14 protein-coding genes are annotated in these 14,706 nt (G+C 63.4%); 2 read left to right on the top strand and 12 right to left on the bottom strand.

Annotation, left to right across the window (positions count from 1 at the left end):
* Positions 1-20: 20 nt before the first annotated feature.
* The 3 genes from DOL89_RS16880 to DOL89_RS16870 all read right to left on the bottom strand — a co-directional run bounded on the left by DOL89_RS16880 (position 21) and on the right by DOL89_RS16870 (position 2,641).
* A complete protein-coding gene (locus DOL89_RS16880) occupies positions 21-878 on the bottom strand; it encodes a ParB/RepB/Spo0J family partition protein (RefSeq protein ID WP_119680563.1) in 858 nt (285 codons plus the stop codon).
* Entirely contained in the window at positions 868-1,641 is a 774-nt protein-coding gene (locus DOL89_RS16875) for a ParA family protein (RefSeq protein WP_225890015.1), read from the bottom strand. Before DOL89_RS16875 ends, DOL89_RS16880 begins: the two co-directional genes overlap by 11 nt.
* A 295-nt stretch (positions 1,642-1,936) precedes the next feature.
* Complete coding sequence (locus DOL89_RS16870) at positions 1,937-2,641, bottom strand: transcriptional regulator (RefSeq protein ID WP_225890014.1); 705 nt, start codon at positions 2,639-2,641, stop codon at positions 1,937-1,939.
* Between the two features lie 679 nt (positions 2,642-3,320).
* On the opposite strand from DOL89_RS16870, the gene rffA reads away from it, so the two are divergent.
* A complete protein-coding gene (gene rffA, locus DOL89_RS16860) occupies positions 3,321-4,475 on the top strand; it encodes a dTDP-4-amino-4,6-dideoxygalactose transaminase (RefSeq protein ID WP_119680560.1) in 1,155 nt (384 codons plus the stop codon).
* A gap of 26 nt (positions 4,476-4,501) precedes the next feature.
* Here rffA and DOL89_RS16855 read toward each other — a convergent pair whose 3' ends face one another.
* The 9 genes from DOL89_RS16855 to flgK form a co-directional block, all read right to left on the bottom strand.
* The gene (locus DOL89_RS16855) at positions 4,502-5,287 is read right to left on the bottom strand and encodes a TylF/MycF family methyltransferase (protein ID WP_225890013.1); all 786 of its coding nucleotides are present in this window, start codon (positions 5,285-5,287) and stop codon (positions 4,502-4,504) included.
* The gene (locus DOL89_RS16850; RefSeq protein ID WP_119680559.1) at positions 5,284-6,123 is read right to left on the bottom strand and encodes a hypothetical protein; all 840 of its coding nucleotides are present in this window, start codon (positions 6,121-6,123) and stop codon (positions 5,284-5,286) included. The genes DOL89_RS16855 and DOL89_RS16850 overlap by 4 nt, the downstream gene beginning before the upstream one ends.
* A complete protein-coding gene (locus DOL89_RS16845; protein WP_119680558.1) occupies positions 6,123-7,469 on the bottom strand; it encodes a carboxylate--amine ligase in 1,347 nt (448 codons plus the stop codon). The genes DOL89_RS16850 and DOL89_RS16845 overlap by 1 nt, the downstream gene beginning before the upstream one ends.
* Positions 7,444-8,202, bottom strand: a complete 759-nt coding sequence (locus DOL89_RS16840) for a class I SAM-dependent methyltransferase (protein WP_119680557.1) — start codon at positions 8,200-8,202, stop codon at positions 7,444-7,446. The genes DOL89_RS16845 and DOL89_RS16840 overlap by 26 nt, the downstream gene beginning before the upstream one ends.
* Positions 8,202-8,957, bottom strand: coding sequence for a TenA family transcriptional regulator (locus DOL89_RS16835; RefSeq protein ID WP_162937614.1), 756 nt, complete (start codon positions 8,955-8,957; stop codon positions 8,202-8,204). The genes DOL89_RS16840 and DOL89_RS16835 overlap by 1 nt, the downstream gene beginning before the upstream one ends.
* Positions 8,958-9,003: 46 nt before the next feature.
* Positions 9,004-10,698 (bottom strand): glycosyltransferase, encoded by a 1,695-nt coding sequence (locus DOL89_RS16830; protein ID WP_119680555.1) that lies wholly within the window; start codon positions 10,696-10,698, stop codon positions 9,004-9,006.
* Positions 10,699-10,819: 121 nt separating this feature from the next.
* Positions 10,820-11,215 carry a hypothetical protein gene (locus tag DOL89_RS16825; protein ID WP_119680554.1) on the bottom strand — a complete coding sequence of 132 codons (396 nt, stop codon included), beginning with the start codon at positions 11,213-11,215 and terminating at the stop codon, positions 10,820-10,822.
* A gap of 90 nt (positions 11,216-11,305) precedes the next feature.
* Positions 11,306-12,343, bottom strand: coding sequence for a flagellin (locus tag DOL89_RS16820; RefSeq protein WP_119680553.1), 1,038 nt, complete (start codon positions 12,341-12,343; stop codon positions 11,306-11,308).
* Between the two features lie 18 nt (positions 12,344-12,361).
* Positions 12,362-13,900, bottom strand: a complete 1,539-nt coding sequence (gene flgK / locus DOL89_RS16815) for a flagellar hook-associated protein FlgK (RefSeq protein WP_119680552.1) — start codon at positions 13,898-13,900, stop codon at positions 12,362-12,364.
* A 320-nt stretch (positions 13,901-14,220) separates the two neighbouring features.
* Here flgK and DOL89_RS25585 point away from each other — a divergent pair, with 320 nt between their 5' ends.
* Complete coding sequence (locus DOL89_RS25585; RefSeq protein ID WP_225890012.1) at positions 14,221-14,550, top strand: hypothetical protein; 330 nt, start codon at positions 14,221-14,223, stop codon at positions 14,548-14,550.
* Positions 14,551-14,706 lie beyond the last annotated feature (156 nt).

Here is a 14,706-nt window from a genome sequence, read left to right as displayed (position 1 = left end):
TCCGACGTCGGATAGGCGGATTATATCTCGTCCAGCAGGGTAGAAATGCGGGCTGCCATGTCCCGCAGCTGGCTTCGGCTGGAAGTATCGAGCGTACCCTGGGCCGACTTGACCCGCTCCAATTCCTTCACCACCCGATCCAGCCCGGAAATCAGAACCTTGGCGCCACCTTTCTCGCGAGGCACGCTCGGCGTTGGAATAGCATGACCCGCCTTCTCCTGACGCAACGCACGCACGGTCAGGGTACCGTCCTTGGCGCGCTGCCAGAGGGCAAGCTGCCGGTCCGGATCGTCGATCGTTGCAAGCTCGATCAGCAATGAACGGGCAACCTGCTTATCCGATGTCGGATACTCGGTCTGGATCGTCGGGTGAAGCGTCCGCAGGCGGAGCAACGCACTGACCTGGCCCTGGCTCTTTCCGACGGCGGCACCGAGTTCTTCCTGCGTGTAGCCGTGCTTGTCCAGAAGCCGCTGGAGGCCGTTGGCCTCCTCAAGCGCATTCAGATCCTGACGTTGCAGGTTCTCGATCAGGGCGATCTCATCCACATCGCCCGTCGTGACAATGGCGAAGATGGTGGACCATCCCAGCATCTGTGCCGCACGCCAGCGCCGCTCGCCCGAAACGATCTCGAAGACGCCTGGCGCGTCCTCCCGCTCCCTCACCAGGATTGGGTGGATCAGCCGCACCCGCGCCATGCTGGCGGCCAGTTCTTCCAAAGCCGATGGATCGAAATGCCGACGAGGCTGATCGGCACGGGGTTGGAGCTGCCCGACATCGAGTTCAAGCAGACGGGGAAAGTCGGCAGAGGTACCGAAGAGCGGGTCCTTGGCCACCCGGTCGATCGCGGTTCCAAAGGTCTCCCGGCGCTTAAGCTTCATTGGCCAGCTCCTTAGCCACAGTGCGGTACGAATTCACGGGATGATCCGTCGGCAGCACTTTCAGCGCCACCTCGCCATTATAGGAAGCTTGGTCGAATCCGGTGGCGCGGTGGACTGGCGGGAAAATCCGCGTCCGCGCACCAAGCCGCTCATGCAGCTCCTCCAGAACCTGCCGGTTCACGCTGAGACGCGGGTCGTGAAGCGTGGGAAGGATACCGACGACTGTCAGGCTGGGATTGAGCCTGCGCTGAAGCTTCCCAACAGTTTCCAGCAGCAGCGGAATTCCAAGCATGTCCAGGAACGCCGTCTTGACCGGGATCAGCACCTTGTGCGCGGCGGCAAGGCCGTTCGCCGTCATGGGGCCGAGATTCGGGGGAGTGTCGATCAGAATGAAATCATAGACGTCGTGCAGCGGCTGGAGAGCTTCGCGGAGCACCAGTTCACCCCCCGCCTCATTGCGGATACGCATCTCACCTTCCGCCAGCGAAATGCCGGATGGAAGAAGGTCAAAGCGCGCGGACTCGATCTGGATCAGCGCCTGGGAGACGTCCACCTTGCCAAAGAGCACATGGTAGAGCGTCGCCTGACGCTGCTCATACTCGAAGGCGTCCAGCCCAACGGCGGCCGTTGCACTCGCCTGGGGATCGGCGTCCACGACCAAGACTTTGCGGCCGATTTCCGCCAAAGCCGAAGCCAGGTTGACAGCTGTTGTGGTTTTTCCGACGCCACCCTTCTGGTTGGCGATTGCGATCGTGACGCCCATGCGCCTCTCCTTCAGGTGACGGGATACGGGTTCTGGAATAGGCTCCCGTCCGGACTCCCACCGGCTGATCCGGGCCTTGTCATAACGGCGCGACAGCCGTGCATTGAGCCATGCCGCGAAGTCCGATTGACTGAGCTTCAGCCGTTCTTCCCGGAAGGTACGTAGTTCCTGTCCAATCATCGGTGATGCCCCCCCAGGCGCAATTTATAGCTGGTTGACGGCGTTCGTCAACCAGATGCCTGCGCTCTGGAACCAGTTGCCGCCGTGCATTCAGACTGCATCCGACGTCGGATAGTCAGCTTTTGCGCAGCTCGCGATAGCGCTGAAGAAAGGATCGAAGCGCATCCTCCGGCGCAAGCGCTTGGATCGGCTCTACTGCCGGACTGGGCAGGTCCTTCCAGTTTACCCGATGGGGTGCGCAGAGATCCCGTAGCTCCGTTGCCAGCGCACGCTGGTCCGCCAGCTTGACTTCCTTGGGTTGGGGATAGCGAGTTCCGAACCGTTCGGCGATCTCGCGCTTCAATGGAGCGACAGCTTCCTCAATCGCTGCCCTGCCAATCCGCACCTTCCAGGGCGTCGGCCAATCGCCTGTGAACGCTTCCTCGGCATCATGCATCAAGGCATCGTATTCGAATCCCTTGGGTGCCAAGTAGCTTGCGAGCACTGAATGCTGTGCCACGCTATAAAAGGCAATGGTATTGCCCACGAAACGACACTGGTACGCAAGAGGGCGCGCTATGTCCGTGATGTCAAACGCGGAGAGATCAGGGTTTTCAAGGTCGACCGTCCGCCCAGAGAAGGTCAGCATGACAGCCGTTGCCTCCGGCATCTCGAACAGGTCGAACTGTGCGGGATTATCGCGCCGACGGTGCCGTTTCGGAACGGCCGCCGAGCCATCTGAACTGGACACCATGTCGGGCGGGAACTTTCTGGGCGGCATGCAGGATATTGGCAGGAGATTGTTCAAACCGAACTCTAGCCTAGCGTAGTTGCTGGCCATCTGCACGGCCTCGCCGCACCAGGACTCAAAGCTTCCTGTGACAAGACAGGCGCCGGGCAGGACGCAACATCCTACCCGGCTTAGATTGGGCATCTGCAGAAACTGCTCGTCTCCATCAAGCTAGGGCCGGATACCCGCGGACCAGCGCACTAGCGTTATGCCCCGCCAATTCCTTCTGTCACCACGCCAGTACCGGCACAGTTTGGACAACGAGAGCCGCCCTCACTCCTCGAAATCACCCCGGTGCCCTTGCAGGCCGGACAAACGGCGTCGCCTGTTCCAACGGTTCCTGCTGGGGCTTCGCTGCCGGGCTTCATCGGTTCCGTTCCGCCGCCTGGATTGGAGCGGCCCTGCTGGTCTCTACCATTCATGCCTTGGCTCCTTTGTCCACATGTTGGTTCAGGCCCCAACAGAGAGCGGCGGGACTGGTTACGGCGCATTATCCGACGCCGGATAATATTGCCGCCTCCACGCAAGTGGCCGATGTTCAGCCGCATTGCCACCGAAATCCCGTGCTCATTGCCTGACCAAGCTAGGCAGGTTCGCCTGATCAATAGGTCCATCCGGAACGGCGTTCCTGTTTTGCCTGCCGGAATCGGTCTCTTTCGATAGAGCTTTCGTTAACGCTTCACCGGCCTTAATATCCCTTGGTATTGCTCCGAACGATCGGGCAGATTTCATGATCCCGGACAGCCGCACCGTCGGCAGCCTTTCCGACGCTGTTGAGTTCCACCGACCCTATCTGACTGGGCGGGAGCCTGCGGCACTTGCCGAGGTCCTGACCGGCACGATGCATGGCGGCGGAACTGCCACGCGGCGGTGTCAGGACATGCTCAGCCGCATGCACAATGATGCGCCGGTTCTCCTGACTCTTTCTTGTACAGCGGCACTGGAGATGTCGGCCCTGCTGCTGGATCTTCGTCCAGGCGACGAGGTGATCGTACCTTCCTTCACTTTCGTCAGCAGCGCCTCCGCGTTCGCACTTCGAGGAGCCGTACCGGTCTTTGCGGATGCCCGGCCGGAGGACATGACCATTGATCCGGTGCAGGTGGAGGCGGCAATCACGCCCAGGACTAAGGCCATCTGCGTCGTACACTATGCTGGCGCCCCCTGCGCGATAGACGAGCTGAAGGCGATCGCCGGCGCCCATGGCTTGAGACTGATCGAGGATGCCGCCCAGAGCATCGGGGCAGACTTCTATGGCCGACCTCTTGGCACCTTCGGCGATCTCGCGGCCGTTTCCTTCCATGCCACCAAGAACATCCACTGCGGGGAGGGCGGCGCGCTGATCATCAACGACCCGGAACTGGTGGAGCGGGCAGAGGTGCTATGGGAGAAGGGCACGAACCGAAAGCGCTGGGTGCGAGGAGAGATCGATAAGTACACCTGGATCGACCTCGGCTCCTCCTTCCTGCCGAGCGAGCTTCAGGCCGGCATGTTGTCCGTGCAGTTGGAGGATGTCGAGCGTGTAACCGCAGCACGCCGCGACCTTTGGGACACCTATATGCGTGAGCTTGCGCCGCTATCCGGCTCCGGCCGGTTTGAGCTTCCGCAACTGGGTCCCGGAATTGGCCACAACGGCCATATCTTCTTCTTACGCTTCACCGACATGGATAGGGCCGATCGGTTCACCGCGTCAATGGCGGAGGCACGGATCAAGGTGTTCCGCCATTATGTCGCCCTGCACGATACGCCGGCCGGCAGAAGGCTGGGGCGGGCAAATGGCGATTGCCCCGTGACCCGCCATGCCGAGAACTGCCTGATCCGCCTGCCAATGTGGCCCGGCGTGGATATCCAGCGTGTGCTGGATGCGGCCATGAAAGCCCTGGCGTAAAAACCGTTTCCGGCCGGCTGTGCCGGTTACTCGATCACGAAGTAGGCCGGCCAGGTCGGGCCGACCATCGGGTCGCGGCGGAGACGGATGTTGTTGAGGCCGAAGACCTCCATCAGCGCCCGCGTCTCTCCTGGAATGGTCTTCAGATTGACCTCATCCACGATGACAATGCTGCCCTTGGTGAGATGGGGCCGGATTGTTTCCAGTGCGAAGCGGGTGGGGCGGTAGAGATTCAGGTCCAGATGGGCCAGTGCCACTACAGTATGCGGATTTTCCGCCAGATAGGCCGGCAGGGTCTGCTCCACGTCTCCCTTCACCAGATCGAACTTTTTGACGTGGGGAATGGGACTCAGTGCCTCACGAGTGCGGAGCAGTTGTTCCAGCTCTGCGTCATAGCCAGCCGTGGTGGCCAGATTGCCGGCCTTCATCTGCTGCGACGGGCCGTCCTTCGCATCCAGCCCCACATAGCCCTCGAACGTGTCGAAGCCAGTGACCCTGCGGCTGTGATTGAATGGCTCGAATGTGGTGCGCAGCGCCTCGAACAGGGCAAGCTCCCGCCCCCAGCGGACGCCGAACTGCATGATACTGCCCGGCACATCCAGGATTTTCTTATAAATTTCGTACAGGAAAAGCTGACGGCGAAGCTGCTGTGGGGTCGTGAACAGCATCAGGTTCTCGCAAATCTCCTCACGGGGAAGCGAGATGCTGTCCAACATGCCGTAAAGCTCGCGCTCGGCTGAGCGGTAATCGTCGCTTCGGGTGTCCACACGCGCGGCCACGCCGCCGCTGGGCTTCTGATCGCCGGCGCTCATGCCTTCGCCTCCCGTTCCATATGGTCGTACTCGGCATAAAGCCGGCTGTCTCCCGACATATCCTTGTAGAGGGAGGCGAACATGACGACCCGCCCGTCCATTGTCTGCAAATTCACGCGTTTATGGGGGTCGATGTCGGCGACGCCGTGAACGGTGCGGCCGTCATACATGACCACATCCCCGGCCTCGATATTGTCCTCGATGTAGACACGCTGACCCTCGCCATCCTCCAGCTCGACGAAGCCGCCGCCACGCTCGAAATCCACGCCTTTCTGGGTCAGGGGGAGGAGTATCTGGTAGAACTGCTCGATCCCCGCATCGCTGTTCACCTTGCTGATCACAGTGTCACGATGGGGGATCAGGAAGCCGCCGCCCGCCGGGTAATGTTGCACCCGGGCCGCCGTCCACATGCCGCCGTCGACGGTGTCGATGGCATAGCCCTCGGGATGGCCTTGCAGCCGGTTCCGCAATGCCGCCAGCTTGCGGAAAAGCCCGTGCAACCCGTAGATATCCGCCTCCCACAGGGGATTGTAGAGGATGCGGATGAAGCGCGGCCGGTACGCCCAGCTCTGCATCGTCCCACCGATGGCCAGCTTCTGGAAATTCTTCATCACAGCGCCTGGCGCTTCCCCGATAACAGGGTTGTCCAAGGACGGGTCGAAGCCCCGGCGCAGGCTTTCCAGCCCGGCGCGGATTTCCGCGGCACCGAACAGGCCGCGGATGCGGCAGAAGCTGTATTTGACCATGATCCGGCGCACCTCTGCCGGGTCCAGTGCCGCAAGGCCGGAGACCCTCAGCGTGGCCCCGTCCAACAGCGCCGCCGTATCGACCGTCATCACACCATCTCCCGCCGCAAGGGCTGATCCAAACCGGGTTGATTGTTATTTCCGCCTGCGTCCGCGGCGACGCCCATATCGTCAAACGAGGGCGGATAGATCACGCCGTACCGCTGCTTTATAGCCTGTCGGCAGGCCCGTCCCGGACCGGGATCGTCCGGGTCGTCGTAGCTGAAATAGATATCACCGCCGATCCCGGCGAGCCTGCGGTCCATTACGGGCTGATCAACCGCCTCCCCATGCCGGCGCATGGCCGCAAGCTCTGCCGGCATGTCCACCATGACCGGGCGGCGCGCCAGAAGGGCAGGGGAGGGGACCATCAGGCCATCTGGCAATTCATGCTCCCGATAGATCATGCCGACGAAGTCGAAGCCGGCTCGACGGTAGAAGTCGTTCAGAAGCCAGGGTCTGCCATTGATCTCGATCACCTGCCACGCACCGGTGCGCATATCGCGCGTGAACTCGATCATCAGCGGGCCGTGCCAGGCCAGGGCCGTCGCGATGGTCTGCGCCGCCTCCAGCAGCTCTGGATGCCATGTGATGCGCAGCACCGTGGCGGTGCCGAAGCCCGGCGGTTCCACCCGCTCTTTGCAGGCGGTCAGGGCCATGCGGATGCGGTGGCAGCGGTCCACATAGGCGTAGAACGGCACCTCGGCTTCCACGCCCTCATATTCCACCAGCTCCTGCACAACCAGCCGGTGGCCCGCCGCGATTTCAGCCGGCAACCGCTCACTCAATTCGCGGGCATCGGCACATGTGACCGCCTTCAACCCGCCATGGCCCCGGTAGAAGCTCTGGGTCAGGTCCTTCACGGCGGGCTTGTAGACACATGGATAGCGCATGGCGGCCGCGACCGCCGGTATCTCACCAGACGTCGAACAGGCAAGGGTCAGCGGCTGGCCGACCCCGGCAGCGTCCAGGATGGCGGCGGTACGGCCCTTGTCCAGGGTTCGCCAGGGCACCCTTCCATCGGGCTCTTCGCCCAGGAACCGGAACCGCTTTCCAAGCCGCTCCTCGTTGCGGCCGAACAGGACCAGCCCGGTATCGGAAGACGCCCACAGCATGGGCCGGCGACCGTCCGCACCCTCCTCAATCCCCAATTGCTCCAGCGCGGCAACGGCCCCGGCCTCATCCGCGCCGGGATTAGGTATGCGTACGGTCCGGTCAGCCGCCGCGGTGGCGTCCGACAGCCAATCGGGCGCTCCGGGATAGTCGAACACCGCCGCGACCGTGCGGACACCGGCTGCCTTCAGGGCCCGGACGATACCAAGATGACAGATGTCGTTGCTGCGCAGGATGACGGCAGTGGAACCGCCGGTTTCAGGCAGTGACGCGGAAGGCGACATGGAGCGGCACATCCTTCACCGGTCCGAAGAAATCCGGGTCTATCTCCAGATGCTCCGGCCGAACCGTAAGCTCACGGACAGTAGGCATGCTGGTGAAACCAGCCGCCGCAAGCCCGTCGAAATAATCTTGGAAGACCTTGTGCACGGACTGTACCGGCAGCACGCGCCCGTTGCGGCAGTGGATCTGCCCAGGAAGCCGCTGGTCCCGGCCGCTGAAATAGCCAATGGAGCCCTCGAAGAAGAAGGGCGGGCGGCCATCATGGACGAAGTGCTGGGACGGATGCGGGACCGAGAAGACGAAGGCGCCGCCGGGCTTCAGAACCCGCCGCACCCGCCCCATGATTTCCGTCATGTCGGCGATGGCGACATAGTTGAAGACAAAGACGGCAATGGCCAGGTCGAACGCGCCGAAACGCCCGTCCAGCTCCGTCGCCGGTAGATGATGATAGGATATCCCCAGCGGCTCGGCGGCCTCGGTGGCTCTTGCCTGCTCGATCATCTGGGCGGACAGGTCGAAGCCCACGACGCGGGCCGCACCCCGCCGCCTGATCTCCCGCGCGACGTACCCCTCGCCGCAACCGACATCCAGCACATCCAGCCCGGCAACGCCGCCGCACAGCTCCAGCACGGGCGGACGGCCGGTAAAGTCGGACAGGCTGCTCGGGCCGGTGCGACGCCAGAGCCCCGCATTCCCATCATAGAGCCGCGCCGGATCGGCGGAACGTTCGGACATCAGGCGGCCTTCGCCCCAAGGCGTTGGTCCAGATGTCCTTCCAGCGCCGTCCAGAACTCAGCCCGCAGGGCCAATGCCGCGCGCATCCCACGCTCGACCTCGCTGCGAGCGGCAGGCTCGCTCTCCACCAGATCGTGGGCGATGCCGCGCAGGGTCGCCGAATGCTCCACATCGCATACGGCGTGCAGACTGAAGAACAGCCGGTCCTCCTCGGTGAGCGAGGTGTGACGCTCCAGAGCCGTGAGGAAGAAGCCGTAAATCTGGGCGACGATCAATTCGGTGCCCAGGCCCAGCGCCCCGATGCCCGCCGCAGCGCCCTGGTCGGCGCACAGGCTGCGGAATGCGGTTGCCCAGGACGGCCCCTCCGCAATGGGGGGCTGGCTACGGCTGTAATCGGCATCCACGCCGATGGCATGGAGATAATCCTGATAGATTTCCCGGTGCGGCTTGCCCTGGCTTCCATCCGGCAGCAATCCCAGCTCCTCCTCCAGATTATGCCGAAGGGCGTCCGCGTGCCGGGGGTTCGAGAGCTGTGCGATCACGCCCTCGACATAGCTGATGAAGTGCCGACTGTACTGGCCGTACTGCAGCGCGATGGTGCGCAGTACCTCCGGCATATCGGCGAAATCGCCCGCGGCGATCCGGCGGAGCAGCCGATGGTTTGAGGCCGGGTGGGCAAGCGCCTCCGCCTCGAGAGCATCGAGCCAGAGTTCGGTAGGAACCGCGTCCGCAAGGGCCGGGACAGATAGACCCATCTGCGACGCCTCAGAAACCATTTTGGTTCGCATGGCGTACACTCGTCTATGTTTCTGCTATGGCATTACCACTGTTTGCGGTATCCACGCCTTTCTTTCGTAGCATATCCGCTGCCGCTCCGCCAGTCTCGGCATCACGGGCCTGCCGGATCGCGTCATATTCGCCCATCAGCATGCCTTCCAGCCGGCGCATGAAGGCCGGACCGTCCATGGCTTCCGCATACATGCTGCGTCCGGCCTGCCCAAAGCGGGCGCGCTCGTCAGGCGAGCGGATCAGGTTGATCAAGGTCAGGGCGACCTGGTCCAACCGTTCCGCAGGTACGGTCAGGTCCTTGATGTAAGGCAGGGTCGCGTATGGGAAGTAATTGTAGCGTTTGTCGAACAGCCGCTTGAAGTCATGTGCCAGCATCACACAAGGGATGCCGTGCGCCATCGCTTCCAGCAGCGTGTGCCCGCCGCCCATGGGGAAGGTGTCCAGCAGGATGTCGGCGGCCGGAAGGATGCGGCTGAAGTCCGTTCGGAAGCCCAGGAACCGGCAGCGCGACAGGTCGAGCTTGTCTTTCACGCCGTCGGGCAGATCCTCCTCGGTGATGCCGACGAAGACGTAGAATCCCCTGCGCTCGATCCCCTGCGCCATGATGATCGTTCCCCAGAAACGGGGATTGGCGAATTTGTAGGTGGCGCCGCAGCAGATGACGACCGGCTGGTCCTCTGGGAAGCCGAGCTCCGCCCGCGCATAAGCTTCCGACCGGTCGGGCACGGCGCGAGGGAAATACAGGCCCAGCTCCTCCGCCCGGCACATGGACTCCATCTTGAAGTGCTCGAACCGGGTAAAGTTCACATCCATGGGAATGGCTGTGTATTGCTGCGGATCGCCGAAATCGATCGTGGCGACCAGAGGTGCTGGACGAAGACAGGCCAGGATGAAGTTGTTGTAGAGCCCGTAGTTCAGGAGGGCCGCATCAATGCCGTCTTTGCGCATGGCGGCGGCGACCGATGCGGCCCGGCTATAGGGGCCGGATGTGTCTCCGACATAGGTCAGCACCTGCCCCCTGGCCGCCAGTTCCGCCTCTATCCGCTCAAAGCCCGGATTGGTCTTCAGCACCTCTTCGCGGGTCAGGAACGAATAGAACCGTGCTTCCACCCGCTTCGGATCATGATGGCGGGCATAGTTCGGATAGATCGGCGGCAAGGTGCTCTTCGGGTCCTGCTCGCAATACAGCACATAGCCGACCCGGAAGATGCGCCCGTCGAGCGGCGTTGCGGGCGGCGGATCGCCAGCCGCCGCCTGGAAGGCTTCCGCCGCCATGCGGGACACGATGTGGTCCTGCTGCGGCCTGTCGCCATGGGTCGAATATTGCTGAAAGAACACCACCGCACGGCTAAGGACGTCCAGGCGTCCATTGCGGGCCGCGTCGAACGCCACCTCGCGCAGGCAGTCCAGAGCGTCACGCGGCCGCTTGGCCTGGAACAGAAGGTCGGGAAGCTGGAACTCGCACCCAACTGGCGGGCCTTCCAGCCGCCAGGCGCGCTCGTAATAAAGCGTCGCATCCCGCCCACGGCCGGATTGCAGCAGCGCTTCGCCGATCCTGCGATTCGCGGCGGCACGCTCCGATACCGTCGGAGCCGTGAGCCAGGGAAACAGCGCGGGGATGTCCACCGCTCCGCCCGCGGCCACCCGCTTCAGCTCCAGCTGAAACCCGTCGGACCCGGCCTGCACGGCGTCTGCCTGGTCAATCATGCTGCTCCCCTCGAACGGCGGAGTTGGCGCCGGAGCGATGCAGCATCTATCCGGCACGAATGGTTAAGCAGGCGTTGCCGCTCCATACAGGCGGCCTTCAGGCCGGCATGCGGAGCAGCGGCTATTCCGCCTGCTTTGGCGTTTGCGGGGAAGTGGAGGATGGCGCAGGCGTCGAAGTCGGCGCTTCCGGCTCTGCCGTGCCCGACTGTTCGCCGGTTCGATACATATCCGCCGGCACTCCCAGCCCTGGCGAGCCCGTCCGTGCGGCCCGCTTGTAGGCTTCCACCGTGCTCTTGGGCGGATAGGACTGCTCGACCTCGCCGTTCTGGATATCGCGTATTTCGATCACCAGCAGTTCGGTTTCGCGATCGAACCGGACGCGAGGGCTGACATAGCCGGCGACGGAAATGGCGGGAGCGACAGGTTCGGAAGAGTTGGAATCCCGGTCCGTCCCGACACGGCTCGGTGTCGGGGTGGTATAGCGCGGCACAGAGGAGACGGCGTCCACAGGGTTCATGGTACTCTCCCGAGACCAACATACCCAAATAGAAAGGAGTGTCAATCATTCCTTAACATCCGCGCCGGAGCCCGCACGCGATCCTTTCGGTCAGGTCAGGAAGTCCACCAGGGAGAAGCGGGACTGGTTGCCGATCATCGAGTAGGTGGCCTGCATCTGGGTCTCGATAAGCTTCAGCTTGGTCACGGCCTCGGCAATGTCGGCATCCTCGGCATTGATCAGACTACCGCGCAGCAGGGTCTCCACGCTTTCGTGCTTCTTCGAGATGGTCTCCATCCGGCTCCGCAGCGAACCCAGCATGCCGACTTCCTGATCCAGCTTGGAAGCGCCGGTGTCGAGCGCCTGGCGCGCACCGCGCACGACCTCCAGATACCGCGTCTGGCCAGCGGCATCCGCCGGGTACTCCACAGATGCGATGGCGGCGATGCCGTAGATGACCTGGCGGAATGCCTCCGCATCCGCCTTGATGCCGTAGCTGATATCAAAGCCCGAATCGACCCTGGTCGTGACCTTGTAATCGCCCTCCGCCAGGGGGCCGTTGAAAAGCCCGTTTGGGTTCGTGACCGGGTCCGAGTAGGAGGAGCCGGGTGAAAACACCTCGGCGAAGATCCCATCCAGCACCTCCTGGGCGGTGAGTGTCGTCGGCACCGTCTGGTCGAACAGGCCCTTGGCCCTGTCGGCAAGGTCATTCTCCGTGTTGACCGGCGGCGTCGTGCTGCTGCTTCCGCCGAACAGGTAGCGTCCGTCCACCTGCGTATTCAGCAACTGGCCGATGTCACGTAGCGCCTGCCGCGCCATATCGGTGACGACTTCCGGATTGCTGTTGCTGCTGTCATCCAGACGGATCATTTCCTTCTGAAGATTGCGCGCTATCTCTGAAATCTGGACCATCGCCGTGTCCATTACGCCCGTACGGGTGCGAACCTGGGCGATGTTGCTTTGATAGGTTTCGATTTCCGACAGTTTGGAGCGAATATCGAGGGATCGAACGGCATCCGTGCCGAGGCCGCTATAGACCGGCGCCTTCAGGCCCGTGCCGATCTGCTGTTCCAGGTCGAGCTGCCGCTGACGCAACAGGTTGCTGCTGTGCATGAGGCGCTGATACTGGCTGAGCGTCGATACGGTCATGGCTTACTCCTCGGAACCTCAGGCGGCGTTGAACAGGTCATTCGTCATGCGATCGATGCTGCGGAGCACCTGGGCGGATGCGGCATAGCTGCGCTGGAGGATCTGCAGGTACGCCATCTCGTCGTCCAGATTGACGCCGGTGGCATCCTGGTAGCGTTCCTGCAGGGACTGGAGCACGCCGCCGGCCTGCTCCTCCTCGGCGCCGACGCGCCCGCGCTCGCCGGAATGTTTGGCGACGAGCTGCGCTGCATAGTCGGTGAGCTTCGCCATGGCCGGCAACGTCGTCGTCAAGTTCGCCATCGGGTCGGGGCCGAGCCCACCCGTCGCGAACGCCCGGTGGGGCGTGACGCTGGACCCGGTCGAGCTTTCAAAGACCTGGTTGATGATCCGCTGCACCTGGGCCGAGCCAAGGGCAAGCGGGAAGGGCGGGTCCTGGACGCTGCCGGACGGCGCCGGCAGGATCGACAGGCCGGCGTCTCCCAGGGCGATCAGCCGCGGATCGTCGATCATTGCCTGCGCGACCCGAATCTCCGCCGCGAAGCCGGTGTGGGCCGACGGAAGATTGCCGGGGACCGTGATGCCGTCGGCCTTGGTATACAGCGTCATGCCGTTGGCCTGGAACCGGGCCGCCATCTGATAGGCCAGCTCGTCCAGCTCGGCCTGCATCCGCGGCAGCTCCGTATCCCGCAACGACAGCAGGCCGCCGATACGACCTCCGGTCAGGGTGGACGTCACATCCCGCTTTTCCGCGCCCGATCCGATCGTGATCGGGGTCACGGTTCCAGGCGGGGATGCCCGGTAGTAGGAAGTATGGTCGAGCTGAGCCCCCTGGAACTCCAGGGTCTGCGGCACGCGGTCGAACAGGGTCAGACCGTTGGTGGTGGAAATGAGCAGGGACCCGTCTGACCTCCGCAAGGTCCTGATCCCCACCAGTTCCGACAGCTCGGCAACGGCGGCGTCCCGCTTGTCCTCCAGGTCCGTGGCGCCGCCCGCACGTTGGATGTCCAGCGTGATCTGGGCATCCAGCTGCTCGATGCGCTTCAACAGGCTGTTGATGTTGGCCAGACCCTCGGTCAGTTCGTTCTGGGCGGCATTGCGGGTCGCCAGGATCGTCCTGGACACGTCGTTCATGGTCCGCGCGAAGTCGTCGGCGGCCATGAGAGCGTTGGTCTGGAGGATGGAGTCATCCGGCGTAGTGCCCAACTGCACGAAGGCGTCGCGCACGGCGGTCAGGCGGGCCGAGATGTTGATCCCGGCATCCGGCGCTCCCTGGACCTCCTCGATGCGGCGCAGATAGCTGTTGCGCACCTGCAATGCGGCCAAATCCCCAGTGCGCCTATGAAGTTCCGTCTGCAGTGACTGGTCGTACAGGCGCCGGACCGTACCGGCGAGCACCCCGGCGCCGACTCCGCCCGGAGCCAGCGACTGCTGCGTGGATATCTTGCGGGAATAGCCCGGCGTATCGACATTGGCGATGTTCTGCGCCGTCGTCGCCAGCGAACGCTGCGCGATGCGAAGGCCGCTCATGGCCGTATGTAGCGATATGTCCAGGGACATCGAAGCAGTTCCCGTTCACGACGACGGATGATCGGGATGCAAGGTCCGGGCCAAGCGGATTCCCCGGATCTGCTGAGGTTTCAGGGGCTTGCGGCGGGCACATCTTACCCCTGGGCGGCAATTTCTGCCGCCTGGACCGGCTCAGGGCCGATCTCGGCAACCAGCGGGTACGGCCTGCCCGCCCTCTACCCCGAATGGCTGAATCCCTACCCGTTTGCCCGTATGGGGATGCGACCTGGGGGGTCGCTAACTTCTGACTTCAAGTGTTGCGGTGCCGTCGGCTGCTGCGAACAGGCCGGCTTGACATAAGGGGGAAAGCGATGCGGAACAGGATCGTCACCGTCGGAGCAACCATTGCCATGCTCCTGGCCAATGCGCCGGTTCAGGCAGAGCCGGCCGGAATTCAGGTCGCGCAGGCACAGACTACTGGCGGCGGCGGCGCCGGCGCCGGGACGGGCACGGCCGCCGGTCCTGCCGGCGCGTCCCAGTTCGCGTCCGGAGCCCTGTCCGCGCTGCCCTATATCGGGTTCGCTGCCATAGCGGCGGGTGCGCTCGCCGTCGCTGCGACGGGGGCAGATGATGAGGATGTGCCTACCGTCACGACGCCGGGCACCTCGACGACGACGAGCACGACAACCGTGACTCGCTGATCTATCCTTATCGGCGCCGGTCCACCTTCCGGCGCCGATGCGAACCTGCAGGTCATGGGGGCGGATGCGGATTACTTCCGATCCGAGATGCCGGCCCGGTCAGCACAGGATCACGTCAGGCCGCATCTGAGCGGACCTGCAATCGTGCTTCAGTTG

This window comes from Indioceanicola profundi (assembly GCF_003568845.1).
GTDB lineage: Bacteria > Pseudomonadota > Alphaproteobacteria > Azospirillales > Azospirillaceae > Indioceanicola > Indioceanicola profundi.
This window is presented reverse-complemented; position numbering and strand designations above follow the sequence as displayed.